Origin of the sequence: Rhizobium sp. BK512 (assembly GCF_014194915.1) — a bacterium.
In the GTDB taxonomy this organism is placed as follows: domain Bacteria; phylum Pseudomonadota; class Alphaproteobacteria; order Rhizobiales; family Rhizobiaceae; genus Rhizobium.
On sequence record NZ_JACIAS010000002.1, the window covers coordinates 343,821 to 366,610 of the forward strand.

A 22,790-nucleotide genomic window follows, 5' to 3' on the forward strand; every position below is an offset into this window, starting at 1 on the left:
GAAGGTCAGCCGCCCTTGGTGACCTTGGCAGCGCCCCAGAGCGAGCCGGGATTAGCACGGTAGGGATGGAGCGCCAGCATGGCGTCGAACAGTTCCCGCGCTGTCGTCGTTTCCAGTTCAAGCCTGTTGAAATCACGCAAGTATTGCTGTGTCTGGTCGATGATATCGGGGTTGTCGTCATTTTCGGGGATCTTGTGGCCGGCGACGACGGCCTTCGGCTTCAGCTCTTTCAGCCGGTCCAGCGTTTCGATCCAATGTTGCCTGCTCGCGCGCGTGGTTTCGCCGAGGTAACAGTGAATGCCGTTATAAACGACGTCGCCGCCGACGATGAGCCCGATCGAGGGAACGTGCAGGGCGGTCGAGTGCGACATGTCGGTATGGCCCGCATCGATCGGGATCAGCCTGTGGCCTTCGAGTTCCAGGTTAGGTGTTTCAAGCACATCGGCGACGGCCATGGTCTCGGCGATCTCGCCGGGGAAGAGTTTGCGCCAGAAACCATCGAGCATGTCGGGTTCGCTCTGGCGGCGCATCGCCTCCACCACATCTGAGACCGCATAAGCCTTCGCATCGGGGAAGCGCTTCAGCAGAGCGCCGATGCCGAAGAAATGGTCGCCATGGCCGTGGGTGATGTAGATCGCCTTCAGGTGCTTGCCGCTCGCCTCCACCCAGTCGGCGAGCGTCTTTGTCTGCGGTTCGGTCAGGAAGGTGTCGACGAGCACGGCATCACGTTCGCCCGAGATCAGCGTGGCGGAATTGGCGACCCATCGAAGCGCGGGATCGCCAGCCGGCACATCGCGGCTGAGGCCTGGGCGGCGGATTGTCAGGACATCGTAGCGCAGGCTGGGGGTGGGGTTCGAGGTCATGGCGGTAATTCCTTGAACAGTTGAGTTTTGGCGGCAGGGCGAGGGATCGAGCTTGATTTTTTGCTGCGAAACAATAAATGTATGACCGGTCGTCTATAATTGTTCAAGAGGGAAAAATGGACGCAGACACGCCGGCTCGACGCGGCCCCAAGCCGAACATGCACATGCGGGAGAAGCTTATCGAGGCAGGTCTGAAGGAGATCCATGCTCATGGGTTTGCCGCGACCGGGATCCAGAAGATCGTCGACGACATCAAGGTACCGAAGGGCTCTTTCTACAATTACTTCGAGAGCAAGGAGGCCTTCGGGGCGGAGGTTTCCGATCGCTACTCCGAGCAGGCGCTTGCCCGGCTCACGAGTTTCCTTGCCGATCACGACAAACCGCCGCTTCGCCGCCTCAAGGCCTTTTTCGACGATCGCACCGCGTCCTTTGCCTTGAGAGGTCATACGCAGGGATGCGTGCTAGGCAATTTCAGTGCCGAGACGGTGGACCACAGCGAGTTGATCCGCCAGCATGTGGCAGCGCATTTCGGCCGCTGGAGCGAGGTGATTGCGTCATGTCTGTCCGAAGCGCAGACAGACGGCACACTCTCTGGCGAGCTGCCGGCCGGAGCACTTGCCGATTTCATCCTGAACAGTTGGGAAGGGGCGCTTCTGCGCATGCGCGCTGACCGTAGCGGAGCGCCGCTCGAGACATTCAAGCAGATGGTCTTTGACGTGCTGCTGCACGGCAAGGGGCATTGAAGGCTATTTACCCCGGTTAAGAAGAAATTTCCGTTCCGGTTCGGGCATTTACCATCTTTTCCGACGTCATGGATCGGTAACAGTTCCAGCTTAATTCCGACATGTTCGGGCTGGAGTTTCCGGCATCGATATGCGGGCGGGGGATCAGATGCCGGGCATTCTCATTGCAACCCTGTTGGCGACTGTCTCGGCCAAGGCGCCGATGGAGTATGCCAGCGGCGACCTTCTCTTTTCGGATTGTAGCGGTTCGCGGCAGTTCGTCATCGGCTATGTTTCCGGCTGGCTCGACAAATGGAACCGGGATGAGTTTCTTGCGCGGCGTTCGTTCGCGGATGCGGCCGGGGATCCGCAGGCGATGGTCAGTATAACCCGTCTCGGCCATTCGGTCGGGTGGAATATCTGCCTGCCGCCGGGCACGACACCCATCATTATCGGCGAAATGCTGTGCCACTTCCTGCAGGAGAATCCGGGCGTCCGCAGTGCTGAGGGCGACGATCTGGTGATGACCGTCGTTACCCGCAGCTACGGCTGCCGGTAAGGCAGGCGTCAGGCCTTGCTGACAAGGATAGCGCCGCCGATGATAAGCAGGGTGCCGGCAGAGAGTTTGATGATATCAACCTCAGCAGCCTCTCCCAGAAACACCGCGCCGACGGCGAGCGTCACCAGGACGTTGCAGCTCCAGATCGGCGCGAGCTTGGAGACCGGCACGCCGTAGGCAAAGAGCGCGAAGCTGATGAGGCCGGTGCCAAGGGCAAAACAGAAGCCGGCGGTGCCGGCAAAGCCGATGCCTTCTGCCGTCCAGGGCGCAGGGCGCCAGATCAGGGCGGAGATGCCGCCCGCTACAGCGAGCGTCAGGCCGAAGGCGATGAGATAGGCCGAAGAGCCGACGCCCGACACGGCGCTCTGCTTCTGAAAAATAGCGGTGATGCCCCAGAGAATGGCGGGGACCACGCCGCCGACGAACAAGGGCCAGAATCCAGTCATGATGTAACTCCTGTCGCACCGGACACGCTGAGACCTTCAGGGAAGGCGATCGGGATGTGGTGCCACCAGACTAGGAGTTTCTTCTTGTTCTTTGTGGTCTTGTTGTTTTGCTGAAAGTTGGCAGATTCACGCGCCGTCAGCAAGCAGCCGGATGAGTGTCACGCCCGCTTTTCTGCCTGGGCGGTGGCCATGGCGATGTCGCCGATTTCGGCCAGCGTCACCTTCTGGAATTCTTGCTCCAGCGTCTGTTCGGCGCTTTCGAAGGCGCGCTGCAGCTTGCCATTGGCGGCGCGCTCGACGGGGCAGGACGGGTGGTCGTTGGAGAGCGGCGCATCAAGGATCGTTTCGCCCTGCAGGGCGCGTTGCACATCCAGAATGGTAATCTCTGCCAACGGCCTTGTCAGCGACCAGCCGCCACCGCGGCCGCCCTCCGATTCGACGATGCCGTATTGGCGCAGCGAGGCCATGGTGCGGCGGACGACGACAGGGTTGGTGTTGAGCATCTGGGCGATGCGCTCGCTCGTTTCCCGGCCGCCCAGCAATCCCATATGGACGAGAACATGGATCATTCGCGCCAGTCTTCCGTCTTGCCGCATCTGCGCCTCTCCATAGCGTAACAAATAGTGTTACGGTCTATTGACTCCCATTTTCTGTAACGTAAAAAGATACGGAATTAAAGATTCGATGTCGCCCGGATGCGGTTTTTCCGAGGGCGACGGGCTTATTGTCGAGGAGGCAGCGATGCAGCAGCGCATGATCGAAACCGCAACCTTGAGGATGAACATTGCCGAAGCGGGCGAGGGGCCGCTGGTACTGCTGTGCCACGGGTTTCCCGAGACATCGCATGCATGGCGTCATCAGATCACCGCACTTGCAGGGGCGGGCTTCCATGCCGTGGCGCCCGACATGCGCGGTTATGGCCGAACGGAAAGCCCTGATGAGGCCAGCGCCTATACGGTCGTCGATCTTGTGGCCGACATGGTGGCGCTTGTCGATGCGCTTGGTGCGGAACAGGCTGTCATCGTTGGCAATGACTGGGGTGCGACGGTTGCCTGGCAGGCCGCGCTGATGCGTCCGGACAGGTTCCGGGGTGTTGTCGCGATGAGCGTGCCTCTCATGGGTCAGCCGCCGATACCGCCGACGAAGATCTTTCCGGCCACGGCAGATCATCTGCTGTATGTGCTCTACTTCCAGCAGCCGGGATCGGCGGAGGCCGAGTTCGAGCGGAATGTAGAGGTCACGCTTCGCAAGATCTATGGCGCCGCAAGCGGCGAAGCAGGCCCGCGGCTGCCGGGCGACGGAACGCCCAATCCCTTCGGCATGGTCTCGCGCGCTTCCGGATTGCTCGCCGATCTGCCGGAAAGCGATACGCTTCCCGCCTGGCTTCCGAAATCCGATCTCGATACGTTCGTCGACGCCTTCAAGGCATCGGGCTTTCGCCGCGGCCTGAACTACTATCGCAACCTCGACCGGAACTGGGAATTGCAGAAGGCTTTTGCGGGGCTGAAGATCGAGATCCCCGCGCTGTTCATGGCCGGCGAACGCGATACGGGCCTTGCCATCCCCGGAATGCGGGAAATTGTCAGCGCGATGCCGCAGCTCGCGCCCGACCTCAGGGCGACGCAGTTCGTTCCCGGCGCCGGCCACTGGCTGCCGCAGGAGCGGCCGGACATTGTCAGCCGCGCGATCATCGATTTCGTGCAGGGCCTGTGAGCGGTTTAATCGCCGTCTTCGAGCATCCGCTCAAGGGTGGCGATCAGTTCCCGACTGCCGGTGCGGTCATCGGCGATTGTCTGGAACACGCCGGCCATGCCCTTGAAGATGAGCGCGGCGGGATCGTCTGCGCCCAGGAACTCGGCAATCTCTTCCATTTCCGCCACCCAGCGATAGGCCTTCGGAAACATGTCCGGAATGGACTGGCGCAGCCGCTTCAGATGCTCGCTCTGGCTTTCGGCCAGTTCCACCTTCAATGCGTCGCTGGCACCAGAGCGTGCGGCCGCAAGCAGCATGGCGGCGGAGAGCCCGGTGATGCCCTTGTTGATGCCGGCGTAACACATCTTCAATGCGGAGGCGGCTCCAACGGGGCCTTTCACGCGGCGGATCTTCAGGCCGAAGCGGGAAAGCAGATCGGGTTCGCCGGCGAGGTCACCGCTGAGGCAGACGACCGGGCCGGCCTTGCCGGGAACCGGCGGGCCGCCGATGATCGAGCCGTCGATAACCTTGGCGCCAGAGGAAGCGAGGCCTGCGGCCAGCGTTTCCATGGTCTTCGGGCTGATGGCATTGAGATCGACGAAGGATGGCTTTTTGCCGCTGTCGCGCAGCACCGGAGCGATGAGAGCCGCGACCTTCTGCGCTTCTGCCGGCGGAACGATGGAGAGGATGATATCGGCCTCGGTGAACGCCGAAAGCGGAGCGGCGATGAGGCCAGCGGCTCGGGCGCGCTCGATTGTCGCTTCACTACGGCCCTCCAGAAAAGTGACGACGCTCGCGCCTGATTCGGCGAGGCGGCGGCCGACGGCACTGCCCATGGCGCCGGCACCGAACAATGCGATTGTGGTGGACATTGGCGGAGAGACCTCATTGGCGGGATGGACTGAGATTAGGGCGGGACGGCCGCTGCCGCAAGGCGGGTGCGGCCTTCGGTCCGCGTCTCAAAGGCTCGTTATCTCCTCAGCCTCTCCATTGGTCCGGTTTAAGCCGGACTGTGAACGCGCAGCATCGCGACAGGCCCTCGGCGAGCTACCCGTCACGCGCTTGAAGGCATTGCTGAAGGCACTCTCGGACGTATAGCCGAGCGAGCGGGCGATAACGGCGACAGGGGTGGTTTCCTCCCTGAGCGCCCGTTCGGCAAGGTGCATACGCCATCCTGCGAGATAGGTCAGAGGGGCCGCACCCGAGATCGTGCGGAAATGAAAAGCAAAGGTCGTGCGCGACATGGCGCAGGCACTGGCAAGCTCATCCAGATGCCAGGAACGGGTAGGGTCACCATGCATGAGGCGCAGTGCGGGTGCGAGGCGGGGATGCGACAACGCGCGTAGCCAGCCGGGAGGCATGAGCGCTGCCGTTTTCAGATGGGCGCGAAGGATCTGGATGAAGAGAAGCTGGGCAAGTTGCTCGCAGGCAAGACGAGCGCCGGGCTCTGCGGAAGCCCGTTCGTTGACGAGCTGGTCGAGAATCCATCTGATAGTCGAAGCCTGCCGGGACGCTGCGCCGATGTGGATCCAGGGCGGCAGAACATCGGCCAGCAAGCGGCCGCTGACGGGATCGAGTAGCACATGGCCGCCGATATGGGCAAAGTCATCGCCATCGCCAAGCTGCGCGGTCGAGCGGCCGGCACCTGAAAACAGGCTCATCGCGTCGACCGCGGGAACATCAAGTGCGCTCGACAGCACGAAGGAGCGCCGCGCCGAAAGAAGGCCGACATCGCCGGCTTCGAATAGCATCGGCTTCGGCTCACCATCGATATCAACCCAGCAGCTGCCCTTCACCACGGCAAAGAACTTGATCGTCTTCGGCACCGGAAAACGGATTGCCCAGGGACCTCCAGCCGTGAACCCACCCGTGACAAGTGTTTCGGCATTGGTGAATTTCAGGATATCGGAGAAAGGATCGGAAGGCATTCTCGCACTATCGCGCAAGTATTCCACACGTTCAAGCATTCATAATCCGACCTGACAGTTCTAACTTTGATCCATGCCGCCGGACCGGCGGTATTGGACAGAGAGAATCTTCATGACATTGAGCAGACGAAAACTTGGCAGTCAGGGACTGGAAGTCGGAGCAATCGGCCTCGGTTGCATGGGCATGAGCCAGTCCTACGGGCCAGCCGACGAGGCGGAATCGATCGCGACACTGCACCGCGCCATCGAGCTGGGTTGCGATTTCTTCGACACGGCCGAAAATTACGGCCCATTCAAGAACGAGACTCTACTTGGCAAGGCGTTCCGGGATCGGCGCGAAAAGGTGGTGATCGCGACCAAATTCGGCTCACGCTTCGACGGTGACAGGATCGTCGGCACAGATAGCAGGCCGGAGAACATCATCCGGGTTGTCGAGAGTTGCCTCAGCCGGCTGCGGACCGATCATATTGACCTGCTTTACCAGCACCGCCTCGACAGGAGCGTCCCGATCGAGGACGTGGCCGGCACGGTCAGGGATCTGGTCATTGCAGGCAAGGTGCGCTTCTTCGGGCTTTCGGAGGTCGGTATCGCCAATCTTCGCCGCGCCCATGCCGTCCATCCTGTTTCTGCGCTGCAAAGCGAATATTCGCTCTGGGAGCGGAACCTGGAACCTGAGATCATTCCGGTTCTGCGCGAGCTTGGGATCGGTCTTGTACCGTTCTGCCCTCTGGGACGCGGTTTCCTCGCCGGTGGCGTGAAGCGGGCCGAGGACTATCCGGAAGGCGATACGCGGCGGATCGACCCGCGATATCAGGGCGCAAATTACGATTCCAACATGCAGGCGGCGCAGATCGTCTTCGACATAGCCGCGAACAAGGGCGTGAAGCCCGGTCAGATCGCGCTCGCCTGGCTGCTGCACAAGGGCGACGATATCGTGCCAATCCCCGGCACCAAGCGCAGATCCTATCTGGAAGAGAATGTTGCTGCTGCCTCTATCCGCCTGGACGCTGAGGAGTTGCGGAGGCTCGATGCAGCGCTGGTGACCGGGACGATATCCGGGAACCGTTATGCGGACTGGATCATGGCCACCATCGACCGTTAGTCCCGCATCCTCAGCTCATCCGTCTGCATCTGCAGGGAGCCCAGCGTTTCGAGGAAACTCATGCCGAGCAGGCTCTGGTCGAGCCTGCCATCTTCGGCGACAGTGGCGGCAACGTTGTGACGCACGATGGGGCCGATCGCCACTTGATCGAGGGTGATGGGCGCGGCGCGAGCGCGGCCGTTCGCAGTCATCACGGTCATGGAGTAGGTGAGCTGCTTCGGATCGATGCCGATGCGCAACGCATCGGCGTGCGAGAGCGCTACCATGCTGGCGCCGGTATCGACCAGCATCGGTACCGACTGGCCGTTGACCGAGACCTCGGCCTCGAAATGGCCGTTCAGCATCTTGTGCACGATGACTTCCTGCCCGCCTTCGCTCGTTGTGACGACGACAGCACGCCCGGGCACGAGGCCGGCAAGCAGGCGGTTGCCGACACCGAGCGCATCCTGCCGGTAGAGATAGGCAGTGGCGAGCGCAAGAATGATGACCAGCCAGATCATCAACTGCCGCATGGTCTGGCCTATGTTTCGACGGCTGCCCAAGATACCGGCAGCCAGCATCAGGGCGATCGGCAGCAGGTAGACGAAGCGGCCGAAATCGTCGCTTGCCAGTCCAAGAATACGAGTCTGATCACTGTTGAAGAGCAGGACGGCAAGGCCGATGCCGATGACGGCAAGCAGGATGATGAGGCGCATCAGGCCGTCGCCTCCAGAGGTTTCGCCGATTCGGGAACATGTGCTGCGAGCCTGGCGGGCAGGCTGTTCATGATGGTTTCGCGTTCCTCGTCGGAAAAGCGCATCCAGCCGGCGATTTCATCCGTTGTGCGGCCACATCCGGCGCAGAGACCGGTGAGAGGATCCAGGGAGCATATGCGGATGCAGGGTGTTCGCATGAGCGTCATATCGTGATTTCAGAGGGCCATGGCAAGGGCGCAGAAAGCTGCGACCTCGCAAATCTGCTGGGTGGCGCCGAGCGTGTCGCCGGTATGGCCGCCGAGCCTGCGGCGGATAAACCAGGTGAAGACAAGCGTCGAGAGGCCGGCGGCGAGGAGAGCCGAGACCAAGGGAAGCAGACCGAGCGCGGGCCAGACGAGCATGGCGGTGATAAAGCCTGCCACGACGAGCGCGATCTGCATCGTCGCCTCGACGGGGCTGCCAGCCGAAGCTGCAAGCCCATCCGGCTTTGCAGCGGGAAGGCGTTGCCAGTGCCAGGCAATTGCACCGCGGCTGAGCGCGGCAACGGCCGGAATGGCAAGGGCAGCAGCAAAGGGTGCTGCCTCGCGGGCAATGGCGGCAAGTGCGGAGGCCCTGAGCGCGAAGGAGAGGATCAAGGCGATTGCCCCGTAGCTGCCGATGCGGCTGTCCTTCATGATGATCAGGCTCTGCTCGCGCGACTTGCCGCCGCCGATGCCGTCGGCCGTATCGGCAAGCCCGTCTTCATGCAGCGCTCCGGTGAGGATCGTCAGCACGGCGAGGGCGACGAGCGCCGCCATCAGGCGGTCGGCGCGAAAGGCCAGCATTAGCAGGAAGACGAGCGCGGGCAAGGCGCCGATGAGGAGACCGGCGAGCGGGAAGACGCGCACCAGCCGGCCAAGCTTGCCGTCATAGCCGGCAAAGAGCCCTGGCGGCATCGGAATACGGCTCAGGAAAGCCACGGCGCGCGCGGCATCGACCACGATGGCTTTTATCATTTCCGGATCATTCCTGCGGTCCCCTGTCTCTCCCGGCGTCTTTGTCTTGCTGCGGCTTTTGAGGTTGTTCCTCTTGGCCCGTCGCTTTAAGAGAGTCGCCACGCAAAGAACCCGATTTGCCGGGAAAAGACAAGAATACAAGGAAAGCCATCCAGATGAGCGTTTCAGGCCTGCCGTTCGACGATTTTCGCGCCCTTATTCGCGACCTGCCGGGACCGGATGCCCGTGCGCTGGTCGCCGCCCGCGAACGCGACGCGCAACTGACGAAGCCGCCGGGCGCTCTTGGACGACTTGAAGAAATCGCCTTCTGGCTCGCGGCCTGGACGGGCAGGGCGCCCGCCGTCAACCGGCCGCTGGTGGCGATCTTTGCCGGCAATCACGGTGTGGTGCGGCAGGGCATCACGCCTTTCCCGCCTGAGGTGACGCAGCAGATGGTGGAGAATTTCGCAGCCGGCGGGGCGGCGATCAACCAGATCTGTGTGGCCAACGATCTCGGCCTCAAGGTTTTCGACCTGGCGCTCGATTATCCGACCGGCGACATCACCGAGGAAGCCGCTCTTTCCGAGCGCGACTGTGCGGCCACCATGGCCTTCGGCATGGAAGCGATCGCCGGCGGGACCGACCTGCTCTGCATTGGCGAAATGGGCATCGGCAATACGACGATCGCGGCCGCGATCAACTATGCGCTTTACGGCGGCACCGCACGCGATTGGGTCGGCCCCGGAACGGGCTCGGAAGGCGAGATGCTGGAACGCAAGATCGATGCCGTCGAGCGTGCGGTGGAGTTGCACAGCGATCACCTCGACGATCCCCTGGAAATCATGCGCCGGCTCGGCGGTCGCGAGATCGCAGCGATGGCAGGTGCAATTCTTGCGGCGCGCATGGAGCGCATTCCGGTGCTGATCGACGGGTATACGGCGACAGCGGCCGGCGCGATCCTCCAGGCGGCCAACCCGTCAGCGCTCGACCATTGCCTGATCGGGCATGTCTCGGCCGAACCGGGGCATCTGCGCGCCATCGAACAGCTCGGCAAGACGCCGCTCCTGGCGCTCGGCATGCGGCTCGGCGAAGGCACGGGGGCAGCTCTTGCCGCCGGCATCGTCAAGGCAGCCGCCGCCTGCCATTCCGGCATGGCGACCTTCGCCCAGGCCGGTGTCTCCGGAAAACACTAGGGCTGGAGCCGCCAAGCCGGCTTGCACATTGCTTGCACGCGAGCCAGCGACACGGTATCTGCGTATTCGCTTAAAAACAGAGCGCCGGTTCGGGGATCGGCGCGGGAAAACGAGGGGCCGTTGACCAAACCTGCGGTGACCAAGGAGACAGGATTTCGCCATTTCCTGGCAGCGGCAAGCTATTCGCTCGCCGGCTTCCAGCGGGTGCTGAAGGAATCGGCTTTCCGGCAGGAGATCGGCTTTTTCGTCGCGGCACTGATCCTGCTTTTCCTGATCGGTGCGGATGCCGCAGAGTTCGTCATCACGACCGTATTATTCCTGGGACTCTTTTCAATCGAGGCGATGAATACAGCGGTCGAGGAAGTGATCGACCGGATATCACCCGAGATCTCTATCGTTGGTAAACATGCCAAGGATCTCGGCTCTTTTGCCGTGAGCTGCATGATCGCCGCCTGCTGCCTCTATCTCGGCTTCGTCGTGATCAAGCATCTATTCTTCTAGACGAATGAGATGACTAGGCGAAGCTCTTGCGCTTCTTGGTGACGGGCTGCGCTTCTTCCACCGCCGGGATGCTCTGCAGCACGCGCTTGGCCGGCAGGATGGCGATGACTTCGGTGCCTTCGCGCAGCCTGGATTTCAGGATGAACTGGCCGTCATGTTTGGCAAGGATCGCCTGGACAATCGGCAGGCCCAGGCCGGTGCCCTGTTCGGCGCTCTTGATGGCGATCGATCCCTGGCCGAAGGCCGACAGCACGACCGGGATTTCTTCTTCGGGGATGCCGGGGCCGTTATCCTTGATCGAGATGTATTGACCGCCGCCGGCAGTCCAGCCGACCTTGACGTTGATTTCTCCACCCTGAGGCGTGAATTTCACGGCATTGGAAAGAAGATTGAGCACGACCTGGCGCATGGATTTCTCATCTGCCCAGATCGACGGGAGCTGGCGCTCGACCTGATCGTGGATCGTGATGTTCTTGGCGCGGGCGCGAAGTTGCACCATGCCGATGCAGTCTTCGGTGATATCGAGCAGCGAGATCGCCTCTTCGCTGAGCTCGTATCGGCCGGCTTCGATACGGGAAAGGTCGAGGATCTCGTTGATCAAATCGAGCAGATGCTGGCCGGAGCGATGGATGTCGCCGGCATATTCCTTGTAGGTCGGATTAGCGAGCGGCCCCATGACCTCCGCCGACATGACCTCGGAGAAACCGAGAATGGCATTCAGCGGCGTGCGCAGTTCATGCGACATGGAGGCAAGGAAGCGCGACTTGGCGAGGTTTGCCTCCTCCGCACGGCGGCGGGCCTCGTCGGACATGGATTTGGCCACTTCCAGTTCGGCAATCAGATCATCCTTTTCCGACTGGAAGGAAAGGATCTTCAGGCTGGACTGGAAGAGCCGGTCGCTGATGTAATTGAAGAAGACGACCGTCGTGGTGAAGACGCCGGTCAAGCAGAGTTCGAGAATATCGCGCGAAATGCCACTTTTTGCCGCGAGCGCAACGACAGCAGGCGCAAAACCGACAAGCACAGCGGGCGTCAGCATGAAATTCGACATGGTCGCGACCGACAGCGCGATCAGCAGAGTAGCGCCCTTATAGAGCGTGAAGCTCGAAGGCTCGCAGGCCGAACACTCCTGCAAGGCGAACACCGCCCAGCAGCAACCGATCAGGAACTGGCCCGCCAGCAACAGGTTGCGCCAGCGGCGCACCGTATCGGCAGTAATCTCCTGCTTTCTGGCACGGCGGGCCAGGAGGATATTGGCAGCATGACAGGTCAGCGTCAGCAACGCCCAGAAGAACAAGCTCGCATCCTCAGCGAAATAGGTGCCGAGTGCCGCAACGATGATGACGAAGGGCGGCATGATCGCCGCGCCCTGCAGGACAGCAGCAACATACATCTGCAGCACGTCGCGATCGAAGGCGGAGCTGGAGGCATGGCCGGACTGCAAGCGTTCGCGCGTCTGCCGGACGGCCTTGGAAACCGCCTTGTTGCGGTGGCCGCGCGATTTGTCGACAATGATCTTGTCGGTTGATGTGCTGACGCCGGTACTCATGTGCACGTTGAAACTTGTCCCACAGATGAATAAGAGCTTAACCGGAAATTCTTAAGAAGATGTTTGCCATCTTTGCCAAGGGTTTGTTTTTCAAGGAGGCAAAAGCGTGGCACGGCTTCTGGTCTTGACCCGGGACGGTGCAACCGCTCTGGCTTTTCTTGTTCTCGTTGCATTAATCGCGGCCAAGCTCAACGATAGGCCCGACATCCGGCACCAGGGCGCCTTTCGCGCCGCCGACGGCGACAGCCTCGTTCTCGATGGCGAACGCATGCGGCTTGATGGTATCGACGCGCCGGAACTGTCGCAGACTTGCGAGCGGCAGGGGCAGGACTGGGCCTGTGGCAGGCAGGCGCAACATGCGCTGCAGCAACTGGTTTCCGACGAGGCCACGCAATGCGGCGGAACCGAGCGCGATCGCTACGACAGGCTGCTTGTCACTTGCCGCAACAAGGCCGGCAATATCAATGCACGCATGGTTGCTAGCGGGATGGCGGTTTCCTATGGCGATTATCAGCAGGAGGAAGGTAAGGCGAGGGGCCAAAAGCTTGGGCTCTGGGCCGGTCATTTCGAGATGCCGCGCGATGTCAGGGATCAGGCCCGGCATGAGAGTTCAGGGCTCCGGCGGCTGATCGGCGGATGGACGGGATGGTAATCAAGAGTGCATTGAACGAGGAGCAACTGGACGGACTGCGGGCCGAGATCGCCGCCTGCCGGATCTGTCGCGATGCGCCGCTGCGCGGGATCGAGGACCGGCTGCCGCACGAGCCGCGTCCGGTTGCCGTGCTTTCGACCCGCGCCCGTGTGCTGATCGCGGGCCAGGCGCCCGGGCTGCGCGTGCATGAAAGCGGACTGCCATTCGACGACGCCTCCGGTGACCGGTTGCGGCAATGGCTGGAGGTGGATCGGCCGACCTTCTACGACCGGGATCGATTCGCGATCGTGCCGATGGGTTTCTGTTTTCCAGGTTATGATGCTGCGGGCAGCGACCTGCCGCCGCGGCGCGAATGCGCGCCGGTCTGGCGGGATCGCGTGCTCTCGGCCATGCCGCAGATCGAACTGGTGCTTGCCGTCGGCGGTTATGCGCAGACCTGGCATATGGGGGCTTTCAGACGCGAGAACATGACCGAGACGGTGCGGGCCTGGCGTGACAGCCTCGGCGCGCCGGGAAAGCCTTCGATTCTTCCTCTGCCGCATCCAAGCTGGCGCAATACGGGCTGGATCAAGCGCCACCCATGGTTTGAAGAGGAACTGCTTCCTGAGCTGCGCCTGCGAATCAAAATGCTGGCATTCTGAAACAAAATTCTTTTCGTCGGCCGGAATCGCGCTATACAAAGAAAATAATTCGAAAGGGACTTATTTTCGCATGGATCGCCTCGACCGAAAGATACTGCGCCTGCTCCAGGAAGATTCGACGCTCGCCGTGGCCGACCTCGCCAAGAAGGTCGGGCTTTCGACGACGCCATGCTGGCGGCGTATCCAGAAAATGGAAGAAGACGGCGTCATCAAGCGCCGGGTGGCGATTCTCGATCCGGAAAAGGTCAACACCAAGGTTACGGTCTTCGTGTCGATCCGCACGGCGACCCACTCCATCGAATGGCTGCGCCGCTTCTCCGAGGTCGTGGCGGAATTCCCGGAAGTGGTCGAATTCTACCGCATGAGCGGCGATGTGGATTATCTGCTGCGCGTCGTCGTGCCCGATATCGCTGCCTATGACGCCTTCTACAAGCGAATGATCGCCAAGATCGAGATTCGCGACGTCTCCTCGGCCTTCGCGATGGAGCAGATCAAGTATTCGACGCAACTGCCGCTCGACTACATGCTTCTGGAAAACGCGAAGTCCAACGAGGACTGAGCAGGGCAGGCGCTTCGCGACAGCGCATATGACTTAAGGCAGGCGCGAGCGAATCGCGCCCACCCGGCGAGGAGATACAAGCTCCTCCGGAGACAGGCTGCACAGAGAGAATCAGAGTTCATCAGTGACTTCTGACAGTGATCCCGAAGCGGGAGCCACTTGACGGCAGCGCGAAACCTTTCCAAATTGTAATCTTCCTGTCATGGAACTATGCGAATTCACGCGGGTCATGAACCAGTTCGGCTGTTGGGAGGCACGGGAGCGGTTCAGGAGGTGGTCCGGGGGTATCTGGAGCACTTATAATAATGTCTGTGCAGTGCAGTATCGCGCTGTACACGATTTTTTGTGCGGTTGGCGAAACGCTTGAGCGGCGCCAAAACTCTTGCTTTTGGTTGTTTTCGCAACGAAAAGTAGGCTTCAAATCGACTAATGGTCGTTATCTGCACCATTAGGTTCGATTTCAGGACACTATGTCCTAATCTCCGACCTTTATATAGTCGTTAGCCGGCGCTAGTGTTTGGCTGCATCGCAAAAAAGCGTTCGAGCTCTGCTCCCTTTTCGCGATGCCTTGGGAGGATTATTTTTGCCGCTTGCGATAGCCACTGGCTACCGCGGCGGCATTTCTGCGTTAACTATTTATCTCCTTGAAATTGTTGTATAAAAACCACGCCTGAAGCAGAAAGCATGCTCCGGCTGTGAGTTGGCGCCCTTCACGAATTGCTACACTCAGATGTCTGTGGGATGAACGTTCGGCGGTTCGATCGATCCGCACGCCGTGAGGCTGTTCAAACGGGTCGGCTTTGGATCTTCGGAGACAGGGTAAAGCCCCGATCGACAAAGGAGTGGAATTCTACAATGAACATCAAGATGGTATTGCTTGCGTCGGCAGCAGCATTTGCTGCATCGACCCCGGTACTCGCAGCAGACGCAATCGTTGCTGCCGAGCCGGAGCCGGTTGAGTACGTTCGCGTCTGCGACGCTTACGGCACCGGCTACTTCTACATCCCGGGCACGGAAACCTGCCTTAAGATCGAAGGTTACATCCGTTTCCAGGTTAACGTCGGCCCGAACGCCGGCGGCGACAGCTCCACCAACGACTCGAGCTGGGATGCTGTAACCCGTGGTCAGGTTCAGTTCACGGCTAAGAGCGACACCGAATACGGTCCGCTCACCGGCGTTATCGTTCTCCAGGCCAATGCCGACAACGCATCCAGCCAGGAAACGATCCTTGACTCCGCTTACCTCGACGTTGCTGGCTTCCGCGCTGGTCTCTTCTACTCCTGGTGGGACGATGGTCTCTCCGGCGAAACGGACGATATCGGTTCTGTCGTAACGCTGCATAACTCCATCCGTTATCAGTACGAAACCGGTTCCTTCTACGCTGGCATCAGCGTCGACGAACTGGAAGACGGCGTCTTCAAGGGTACCGTTGATCCCGCCACCGGCGTCTTCACGGCTGACGAAGCTCCGAACAATGTCGGCGTTGCCTTCGGCATCGGCGGCACGGCTGGCGCCTTCAGCTACCAGGTTACCGGCGGCTGGGACTTCGACAACGAAGACGGCGCAATCCGCGCAATGGGTACGGCTGAAATTGGTCCGGGCACGCTCGGCCTCGCTGCTGTCTACTCCAGCGGCCCGAACTCCTACTACTCGTCTGCTGAATGGGCAATTGCTGCCGAATACGCCATCAAGGCAACGGACAAGCTGAAGATCACCCCTGGTGTTCAGTACTACGGCAACTACTTCGGTGGCAGCAAGGATGTTCCGGATGACTTCGACGGTCTCGGCGATGCTTGGAAGGCTGGTCTGACGGTTGACTACCAGATCGTTGACAACTTCTACGCCAAGGCTTCCGTCCAGTACCTGGATCCGGAAGATGGCGACGACGTAACCACCGGTTACTTCCGTCTGCAGCGCTCGTTCTAATCTGAACGACGGAACCCCCGGCTTCGTGCCGGGGGTCTCCTAACCCACGAGTTTCTGATCAGAATGACCTCCGATCAGTAACGAGGGACTGGTCCGGTTTTCCCTGCTGGGCCAGTCCTTTGCAGTTGAAAGCGGTCATGAAGCCAGGAGCGCCGCCACGCTTACCGGTTTCACCTTGTCGGCAGGCTTTCCTCCGGTTTCCCAATGTCGCGTACCTTTTTAAATTATCGCCGTATTCGTTGGCCCCGGTAAATCGCGCCCTATCTTGTTGCGCGATGTGCATCTTTTCGTGATGCAATTTCATCGGGCGAGTTTGCTCATCGGGACAGGTTTCATCCGTCGGGATTCGATGCCGACAATGTGACTGTAACGTAACAGGTGAGACGCTATAAGCATTTCAGAGGCTGGCATTCATTACTACTCTCGGGTAGGTTTCGATAATGGACGATCTTAATGACTACTTCTATTTTGCCGCCGTCGTCTCCAGCGGTGGCTTTGCTTCCGCAAGCCGAACTCTAAAAATACCCCGATCCAAGCTGAGCAGGCGCGTCAGTCGCCTGGAGGATGGCCTCGGCGCGAGGCTGATCGAGCGCTCCACACGTCACTTCCGGGTGACGGAGATCGGGCAGGCCTTCTATGAGCAATGCCAGACGATTCTCAGGGAAGCGGATCGCGCCAAATCGATCATCACGGAGGCCCAGTCAGATCCGCAGGGGATCGTGCGCATGGGCTGCCCGCTCGGCCTCATCGATATTTCGCTTGGAGCCGTGCTGCCGGAATTCCTGGAGCGCTACCCCAAGATCAAGCTGCAAGTCGTCGGTTCCGAGCGGCGCACGGATCTCATCAACGAGCGCATCGATGTCGAGGTCCGCGCGGCGAGCGAGCCGGAAACACAGGCGAGCCTGACAATGCGCAAGCTCGACCGTGCGCGGCGCATCCTCGTCGCCAGCCCTTCGCTGATCGAACGCCTGGGCGAACTCACCAGCGTCGACGATCTCGGCAATGCTCCGACGCTCGCAATGACCGCCTGGATGTCCTTCCATACCTGGGAACTGGTCGGACCGGATGGCGAGAAGAAGGTGGTGCGGCATCAGCCGCGGCTCACCTGCCGCAGCATGACGGCTATCCTCGATGCCGCACGCGCGGGTGTGGGCTACGGGCTCATCCTCGAGCATGCCTGCGCGCCGGACCTCCAGTCCGGCCGGCTGGTTCGCGTGTTGCCGGAGTGGCAGACGGTGGAGAGCCAGTTTTATCTCGTCTTCACGACGACCAAGGGCATGCCGCCGGCAGTGCGGGCGCTCATCGATTTCCTGGTCGAAAAATCCAAGCAGCATCAGATCGTTACGACCAGCGCTGCACTTGCCGCGGAATAAAGATTACCTTAGGCGAGCCAGTATTTTTTCACTCGTCAATTCCCTGACGGCATCCTTGCCGATCCAGCGCGTGGTCTTGTCGGCGCTGGCGGCAAGGCGTTCGGCCAGCATCAGGGCAGGGGCGTGACAGGCACGGCTGCGTTTGCCGATGTTCCGAAGCGCCCAGTTGACGGCCTTGCGGACGAAGTTTCTGTCATCTGTGGAATGCGCTTCAATCAGCGACATGTAGGCCAGCAGGCTTTCATCCGTGTCCTTCTTGCGATGCACGGCGGCGCCGGCGATCATGGCAAAGGCGGTTCGCCTGACGAATTCTCTGATATCGGCGGCGAATTCCGGAATTAGGGCGTCGAGATCGGCCTCGACGAAGACATCGGCGGCGCAGTCGACGATTTCCCAGGAGTTGAAGTCCGCCACCAGTATGCGCGCCTCCGCATCCGTCAGCCTTTTCGGCTCGAACGTGTAGAGCGCCAGCATGCGCGCTTCACGGATAGCACTTGCCCAAAGCTCTTTTGCCCTGACGTGGTTCTTCTTTGCGAGCCGGGCGATCCTCTGCAGATCGGGATTGGAAATGCCGATCGCGGTTTCGGTAACGATGCCGAAACGCGCCATGCCGGCTATATTGTCTTCCGAGCGCAGCGTTAGAAGATGCGCGATCAACTCTGCTGCGCTCGAAGACGGACCGATCATTTTTCGAGACGGGCGAGCAGCGAAGACGTATCCCATCTGTTGCCGCCGAGCGCCTGAACATCGCCATAGAACTGGTCGACAAGGGCGGTCAGCGGCAATCTGGCGCCGCTACGCTGTGCTTCAGACAGCACAATGCCGAGATCCTTGCGCATCCAGTCGACGGCAAAGCCGAAATCATACTTGCCCTGATTCATGGTCTTGTGGCGGTTTTCCATCTGCCAGGAGCCGGCGGCCCCCTTGGAGATGACGTCAACAACCTTCTCGATGTCGAGGCCGGCGCGCTTGCCGAAATGCACGGCTTCGGCAAGCCCCTGGACAATGCCGGCGATGCAGATCTGGTTCATCATCTTGGTCAGCTGGCCGGAACCGGCTGGCCCCATGAGGCCGACCATGCGGGCATAGGCGTCAATGACCGGTTTTGCCTTTTCGAAGACGGCCTCATCACCGCCGCACATGACGGTGAGCACACCATTCTCGGCGCCTGCCTGGCCGCCGGAAACGGGGGCATCGATGAAATCCACGCCCTTTGCCTTGGCGGCCTCGTAGAGTTCGCGGGCGACTTCGGCGCTTGCCGTGGTGTTGTCGATGAGAACGGAGCCGCGCTTCATGCTCTTCAGCACGCCGTTTTCGCCCGATGTCACCTGACGGAGATCGTCGTCATTGCCGACGCAGACGAAGACGAAGTCGCAACCATCGGCAGCTTCGGCCGGCGTCGGGGCGGACTTTCCGGAGAATTTCTCCGCCCAGGCGGCGGCCTTCTCGGACGTGCGGTTATAGACGGTGACATCGTGGCCGCCTTTTGTCTTCAGATGTCCCGCCATCGGAAAACCCATGACACCGAGACCGATGAAAGCGACTTTCGCCATATGCTGTCCTCCATAACCGCTTGCAAACAGGGTCAGAGGATTAGCGGAAACGGCGGGCAGCGGAAAGCCACTCGGCGGAGAGAAGCGACCTCCGTTGGAACAAAATTTCTCCGAGCCCGACAAAACGGGGTCTGGAAAGTTTCAGATACCGTGAATATGACAAATTTAGTTGTCGATCTAATTTATAGACTAAATCATCATTTCCCCATCGAAACAGGCGGCGAGCGCAGCAGGTACACCAGCTCGCCGGAAAAAGGGGATAGAGATGATCACACGTCGACAGACGCTCGGGCTTTTCGGAGCCGCAGCCGCCACCGCCATTCTGCCATCCGTCCGCTCTGCGCGGGCTGCGGCAACGGAGTTCCGCATCGGCTGGCAGAAGAATGGCGTGCTGGCGCTCGCCAAGCGCCGCGGGGCGCTCGAGAAGCGGCTTGCCGATCAGGGTATCACCGTCAGCTGGTCGGAATTCACGTCCGGCCCGCCGCTGCTTGAAGCGCTCGGCGCCGGTGCACTCGACTTCGGAGCTACGGGCGACGTGCCGCCGCTCTTTGCACAGGCGGCAGGCGGGGCGCTCTATTATGTCGGCATTTATCGCGGCAGCCCGGCGGGGTCGGCCATCCTCGTGCGCAAGGATTCGCCGATCAGGACGCTGGAGGATCTGAACGGCAAGAAGGTTGCCTTCAAGCGCGGTTCCAGCGCTCATAACGTAACCGTCAAGGCCTTGCGCAAGGCGGGGCTGAAGCCGGAGGATGTGCAGCAGGTCGATCTTGCGCCGCCGGATGCCGCTGCTGCATTCAAGAACGGCAGCATCGATGCCTGGTCGATCTGGGATCCCTATCTCGCCATCGCCGAAGCCGATCCTGATACACGCATCCTGACGACTGCCGAAGGCATCGTCGATTCCTACAGCTTCTTCCTCGCCAACAAGAATTTCACCGACGCGAACGGTACTGTTATCGTCAACGTGCTCGATGAGCTCGCCAAGGTCGGCCGCTCGGCGCAGGACAATCTCGATGCGACGGTCAAGGAGCTCTCGGAAATAACGGGCGTTCCCGCTGATGTTACGCGGGTGACGCTCCAGCGTCCCGGCGCCGATCTCGGCAGCGTGACAACGGTAAGCGATGCGGCGGCCGCCTATCAGCAGGCGCTGGCCGACGAATTCTACAATCTCGGCATCGTGCCAAAGAAGCTGACAACCGGCGATATCGTCTGGCGTCCGAAGGCGAGCTGACCAAGTCAGCCGCCGAGGTAGCTGATTTCGTCAGTCCCTGGGCGAACTGGCAGCCTCCGGCAAGCCAACCAGGTCAGCTGCCGAGGTAGCTGACGTCGCCCGCATCTGAGCAAGCTCGTCTCTCCTGCGGCTTGGGGTGGCGCTGGGGCAGGGTCGGGCAACCGCGGCATGGGAACATACCCATGCCGCGGAACCGGGCAAAATTATTCTCCAGACCGAGTTAGAATAGCAAATTGATATTGTCGATCTAATTGGTCGTCTATGTCAGTATCTTCGCATAACCAAAGGCGACCGGTTCGCGACTTTGGTTCGCAAAAGGGCACGGCCGAAAGCCACGAGGACGGAGAAGAGATTTCATGTTTACACGCAGACAGACGTTCGGGCTTTTCGGTGCTGCGGCCGCAACGACCATTCTCCCGCAAGTTCGCTCCGCACAGGCTGCGGCCACGACGCTGCGCATCGGCTGGCAGAAGTTCGGCGTGTTGCCGCTTGCCAAGGCTGCAGGCGCACTTGAAAAACGGCTCGAGGCCAGGGGTGTAAGCGTCGAGTGGAACGAATTCACTTCCGGCCCGCCGCTGCTCGAAGCCGTCGGCGCCGGCGCACTCGATTTCGGCGTCTCCGGCGATGTACCGCCGCTCTTTGCTCAGGCCGCCGGTGGTGATCTTCTTTATGTCGGCGCCTATCGCGGCCCGGCTGCCTTCCACGGCCTGCTGGTACAAAAGGATTCGCCGATCCACAAGCTGGAAGATCTCAAGGGCAAGAAAGTCGCCTACAAGCGCGGTTCCAGCGCCCATAATTTCGCCCTCAAGGTTCTCGCGAAGGCAGGGCTTTCGCTGTCGGATATTACCGAAGTCGATCTGCCGCCGCCGGATGCGGGTGCCGCTTTCAAGACCGGCAGCATCGATGCCTGGGCGATCTGGGATCCCTTCTTCGCTGTTGCCGAAGCCGATCCGCACACACGGGTGCTGACGACTTCGGAAGGCCTGCTCGACAACTGGGGTTACTTCCTTGGAAACAGCACCTTCACCAACGCCAATCCCGAAGTGATCGTCGATGTCATCGACGAGCTTGCCAAGGTAGGCGCGGCCGCACAGGCCAATCTCGACGACACGGTGAAGGCGCTCGCCCAGATCACCGGAGTGCCGGCCGATATCACCCGCGTCACGCTCACCCGCAGCCAGGCCGACCTCGGCAAAGTTTCGCTCGTTCCGGATGCGGCGCTCACCTACCAGCAGGCGCTCGCCGACGATTTCTACAAACTCAAGATCGTGCCGAAGCAGCTCACGATCAGCGATATCGTGTGGCATCCGAAAGCCAGTTGATCGGGTAACCGGACCGATTTCAGACATTTATAAGAAAGGAATGCGCTCATGACCGCTTCATCCGACCCGATCAATTTCCTCTGGTTCATCCCGACCTCCGGCGACGGCACCTATCTCGGCTCCACCGATCTCAACCGCGCGCCTGAGATCGGTTACCTGACGCAGATTGCCCAGGCGGTGGACCGTCTTGGTTATTCAGGCGTGCTGCTGCCGACCGGCGTTGCCTGCGAGGAATCCTTCGTCATGGCTTCGGCGCTCGCCGCGCGGACCGAGAAGCTGCAGTTCCTGGTGGCGATCCGCCCCGGCACGGCATCTCCGGCCTATTATGCCCGCCTTGCCACGACACTCGACCGTATCTCCAACGGTCGCCTGCTGCTCAATATCGTCGTTGGCGGCAGCCCAGCCGAGCTTGCCGGTGACGGTATCCATCTGGAGCATGACGAGCGCTACGCCCATGCCGACGAGTTCTTCCACGTCTTCGAAGAACTGCTCGAAAAGGGTGTCGCAAGCTACGACGGCAAGTATATCAAGGCGACCGATGCGCGCCTCGGATTCCCCTCGGTACAGTCTCCGCGCCCACCGCTTTATTTCGGCGGCTCCTCGGATGCCGGCATCGATTTCGCCGTCGGCCGTGTCGACAAGTACCTGACCTGGGGCGAGCCGCCGGCACAGGTTGCCGAAAAAGTGCAGAAGGTGCGCGCTGCCGCCGCCGGCAAGGGCCGCGACGTCTCCTTCGGTATCCGCCTGCATTTCATCGTCCGCGAGACGGACGAGGAGGCATGGGAGGCTGCAGACCGCCTGATCCGCCATCTCGATGACGCGACGATCGCCGAAGCGCAGGAGCGTTTCGTCAAGGAATCCGACTCCGTCGGCCAGAAGCGCATGGCAGCGCTGCACGGCGGCCGCCGAGACAAGCTCGAAGTGTCGCCGAACCTCTGGGCCGGTATCGGCCTGGTGCGCGCCGGTGCGGGTACTGCGCTCGTCGGCTCGCCGAAGACGGTTGCCGCGCGCCTGCGCGAATATCAGGAGGTCGGCATCGATACGGTGATCGGCTCGGGCTATCCGCACCTTGAAGAAGCCTATCGCGTCGCCGAACTGCTCTTCCCGGAACTCGGCATCGAGAGGGACGAACAGCGGCTCAGCTTCAACAACGAGTTCGGCCGCAAGAAGGTTTTTGCCGGCGGCAGCCATGGCGGCAACCTGAAGGTCGTCTCCGGGTCCTGATCGGGGACCGGTCATTAACGCAATTCCGGAGACGAAACTCCGCACGGTTTTCCGGAATTGCACTGAAGCAAAGCGCGAGGAAGAT

Annotated in this window: 25 protein-coding genes; 14 read left to right on the forward strand and 11 right to left on the reverse strand. The window is 60.9% G+C overall.

The annotated features are described in order from the left end of the window. Positions 1–5 precede the first annotated feature (5 nt). Positions 6–863 (reverse strand): MBL fold metallo-hydrolase, encoded by an 858-nt coding sequence (locus tag FHX06_RS07630; RefSeq protein WP_183878793.1) that lies wholly within the window; start codon positions 861–863, stop codon positions 6–8. A gap of 116 nt (positions 864–979) precedes the next feature. Here FHX06_RS07630 and FHX06_RS07635 point away from each other — a divergent pair, with 116 nt between their 5' ends. Together FHX06_RS07635 and FHX06_RS07640 are read left to right on the forward strand one after the other, a co-directional pair. Further along, positions 980–1,606, forward strand: a complete 627-nt coding sequence (locus FHX06_RS07635; RefSeq protein WP_113202467.1) for a TetR/AcrR family transcriptional regulator — start codon at positions 980–982, stop codon at positions 1,604–1,606. A gap of 148 nt (positions 1,607–1,754) precedes the next feature. Next, on the forward strand, positions 1,755–2,144 hold the full coding sequence (locus tag FHX06_RS07640; RefSeq protein WP_113202468.1) for a Rap1a/Tai family immunity protein: 390 nt from the start codon (positions 1,755–1,757) through the stop codon (positions 2,142–2,144). A gap of 8 nt (positions 2,145–2,152) precedes the next feature. Here the strand turns inward: FHX06_RS07640 and FHX06_RS07645 are convergent, their stop codons facing one another. Both FHX06_RS07645 and FHX06_RS07650 read right to left on the reverse strand, forming a co-directional pair. Next, positions 2,153–2,590 (reverse strand): hypothetical protein, encoded by a 438-nt coding sequence (locus tag FHX06_RS07645; protein WP_112547536.1) that lies wholly within the window; start codon positions 2,588–2,590, stop codon positions 2,153–2,155. A 158-nt stretch (positions 2,591–2,748) separates the two neighbouring features. Continuing rightward, positions 2,749–3,186 (reverse strand): Rrf2 family transcriptional regulator, encoded by a 438-nt coding sequence (locus tag FHX06_RS07650; protein WP_113015712.1) that lies wholly within the window; start codon positions 3,184–3,186, stop codon positions 2,749–2,751. 145 nt (positions 3,187–3,331) lie between these two features. On the opposite strand from FHX06_RS07650, the gene FHX06_RS07655 reads away from it, so the two are divergent. After that, positions 3,332–4,303 (forward strand): alpha/beta fold hydrolase, encoded by a 972-nt coding sequence (locus tag FHX06_RS07655; RefSeq protein WP_113202635.1) that lies wholly within the window; start codon positions 3,332–3,334, stop codon positions 4,301–4,303. 5 nt (positions 4,304–4,308) lie between these two features. Here FHX06_RS07655 and FHX06_RS07660 read toward each other — a convergent pair whose 3' ends face one another. Both FHX06_RS07660 and FHX06_RS07665 read right to left on the reverse strand, forming a co-directional pair. Then, positions 4,309–5,154 carry an NAD(P)-dependent oxidoreductase gene (locus FHX06_RS07660; protein ID WP_113202470.1) on the reverse strand — a complete coding sequence of 282 codons (846 nt, stop codon included), beginning with the start codon at positions 5,152–5,154 and terminating at the stop codon, positions 4,309–4,311. A gap of 87 nt (positions 5,155–5,241) precedes the next feature. After that, on the reverse strand, positions 5,242–6,210 hold the full coding sequence (locus tag FHX06_RS07665; protein WP_183878795.1) for an AraC family transcriptional regulator: 969 nt from the start codon (positions 6,208–6,210) through the stop codon (positions 5,242–5,244). A 112-nt stretch (positions 6,211–6,322) separates the two neighbouring features. Here FHX06_RS07665 and FHX06_RS07670 point away from each other — a divergent pair, with 112 nt between their 5' ends. Then, on the forward strand, positions 6,323–7,312 hold the full coding sequence (locus FHX06_RS07670) for an aldo/keto reductase (RefSeq protein WP_183878797.1): 990 nt from the start codon (positions 6,323–6,325) through the stop codon (positions 7,310–7,312). Here FHX06_RS07670 and FHX06_RS07675 read toward each other — a convergent pair. Genes FHX06_RS07675 through FHX06_RS07685 form a run of 3 tightly spaced genes read right to left on the reverse strand, consistent with a single transcriptional unit; the run spans position 7,309 to position 9,002 of the window. Then, positions 7,309–8,007 carry a TIGR02281 family clan AA aspartic protease gene (locus FHX06_RS07675; RefSeq protein ID WP_409564348.1) on the reverse strand — a complete coding sequence of 233 codons (699 nt, stop codon included), beginning with the start codon at positions 8,005–8,007 and terminating at the stop codon, positions 7,309–7,311. The genes FHX06_RS07670 and FHX06_RS07675 overlap by 4 nt on opposite strands. Then, positions 8,007–8,213 carry a DUF1289 domain-containing protein gene (locus FHX06_RS07680; protein WP_409564349.1) on the reverse strand — a complete coding sequence of 69 codons (207 nt, stop codon included), beginning with the start codon at positions 8,211–8,213 and terminating at the stop codon, positions 8,007–8,009. The genes FHX06_RS07675 and FHX06_RS07680 overlap by 1 nt, the downstream gene beginning before the upstream one ends. Positions 8,214–8,222: 9 nt before the next feature. Then, entirely contained in the window at positions 8,223–9,002 is a 780-nt protein-coding gene (locus FHX06_RS07685) for an adenosylcobinamide-GDP ribazoletransferase (protein WP_183878799.1), read from the reverse strand. 155 nt (positions 9,003–9,157) lie between these two features. Between FHX06_RS07685 and cobT the strand changes: the two genes are divergently transcribed. Then, the gene (gene cobT / locus FHX06_RS07690) at positions 9,158–10,174 is read left to right on the forward strand and encodes a nicotinate-nucleotide--dimethylbenzimidazole phosphoribosyltransferase (protein WP_183878801.1); all 1,017 of its coding nucleotides are present in this window, start codon (positions 9,158–9,160) and stop codon (positions 10,172–10,174) included. A gap of 120 nt (positions 10,175–10,294) precedes the next feature. Then, positions 10,295–10,675: a diacylglycerol kinase gene (locus FHX06_RS07695; RefSeq protein ID WP_112547529.1), complete on the forward strand. Its 381-nt coding sequence runs from the start codon at positions 10,295–10,297 to the stop codon at positions 10,673–10,675. Between the two features lie 13 nt (positions 10,676–10,688). Here FHX06_RS07695 and FHX06_RS07700 read toward each other — a convergent pair whose 3' ends face one another. Then, positions 10,689–12,224 (reverse strand): sensor histidine kinase, encoded by a 1,536-nt coding sequence (locus FHX06_RS07700; RefSeq protein ID WP_112968314.1) that lies wholly within the window; start codon positions 12,222–12,224, stop codon positions 10,689–10,691. A gap of 106 nt (positions 12,225–12,330) precedes the next feature. On the opposite strand from FHX06_RS07700, the gene FHX06_RS07705 reads away from it, so the two are divergent. The 5 genes from FHX06_RS07705 to FHX06_RS07725 all read left to right on the forward strand — a co-directional run bounded on the left by FHX06_RS07705 (position 12,331) and on the right by FHX06_RS07725 (position 17,375). Beyond that, positions 12,331–12,876 (forward strand): thermonuclease family protein, encoded by a 546-nt coding sequence (locus FHX06_RS07705; protein ID WP_113015718.1) that lies wholly within the window; start codon positions 12,331–12,333, stop codon positions 12,874–12,876. Next, positions 12,870–13,517 (forward strand): uracil-DNA glycosylase family protein, encoded by a 648-nt coding sequence (locus FHX06_RS07710; protein ID WP_113015719.1) that lies wholly within the window; start codon positions 12,870–12,872, stop codon positions 13,515–13,517. The genes FHX06_RS07705 and FHX06_RS07710 overlap by 7 nt, the downstream gene beginning before the upstream one ends. A 70-nt stretch (positions 13,518–13,587) precedes the next feature. Further along, complete coding sequence (locus tag FHX06_RS07715; protein ID WP_007816294.1) at positions 13,588–14,076, forward strand: Lrp/AsnC family transcriptional regulator; 489 nt, start codon at positions 13,588–13,590, stop codon at positions 14,074–14,076. A gap of 855 nt (positions 14,077–14,931) precedes the next feature. Next, on the forward strand, positions 14,932–16,002 hold the full coding sequence (locus tag FHX06_RS07720) for a porin (protein ID WP_113015720.1): 1,071 nt from the start codon (positions 14,932–14,934) through the stop codon (positions 16,000–16,002). A gap of 440 nt (positions 16,003–16,442) precedes the next feature. Beyond that, a complete protein-coding gene (locus tag FHX06_RS07725) occupies positions 16,443–17,375 on the forward strand; it encodes a LysR substrate-binding domain-containing protein (RefSeq protein WP_113015722.1) in 933 nt (310 codons plus the stop codon). Positions 17,376–17,378: 3 nt separating this feature from the next. Here FHX06_RS07725 and FHX06_RS07730 read toward each other — a convergent pair whose 3' ends face one another. Further along, positions 17,379–18,062 (reverse strand): DNA alkylation repair protein, encoded by a 684-nt coding sequence (locus tag FHX06_RS07730; RefSeq protein ID WP_183879223.1) that lies wholly within the window; start codon positions 18,060–18,062, stop codon positions 17,379–17,381. After that, on the reverse strand, positions 18,059–18,928 hold the full coding sequence (locus tag FHX06_RS07735; RefSeq protein WP_113209234.1) for an NAD(P)-dependent oxidoreductase: 870 nt from the start codon (positions 18,926–18,928) through the stop codon (positions 18,059–18,061). The genes FHX06_RS07730 and FHX06_RS07735 overlap by 4 nt, the downstream gene beginning before the upstream one ends. A gap of 265 nt (positions 18,929–19,193) precedes the next feature. On the opposite strand from FHX06_RS07735, the gene FHX06_RS07740 reads away from it, so the two are divergent. The 3 genes from FHX06_RS07740 to ssuD all read left to right on the forward strand — a co-directional run bounded on the left by FHX06_RS07740 (position 19,194) and on the right by ssuD (position 22,705). Beyond that, positions 19,194–20,159: an aliphatic sulfonate ABC transporter substrate-binding protein gene (locus tag FHX06_RS07740; protein WP_183878802.1), complete on the forward strand. Its 966-nt coding sequence runs from the start codon at positions 19,194–19,196 to the stop codon at positions 20,157–20,159. 356 nt (positions 20,160–20,515) lie between these two features. Next, positions 20,516–21,481, forward strand: coding sequence for an aliphatic sulfonate ABC transporter substrate-binding protein (locus FHX06_RS07745; RefSeq protein WP_183878804.1), 966 nt, complete (start codon positions 20,516–20,518; stop codon positions 21,479–21,481). Between the two features lie 48 nt (positions 21,482–21,529). Continuing rightward, complete coding sequence (gene ssuD / locus FHX06_RS07750; protein ID WP_112968305.1) at positions 21,530–22,705, forward strand: FMNH2-dependent alkanesulfonate monooxygenase; 1,176 nt, start codon at positions 21,530–21,532, stop codon at positions 22,703–22,705. Positions 22,706–22,790 lie beyond the last annotated feature (85 nt).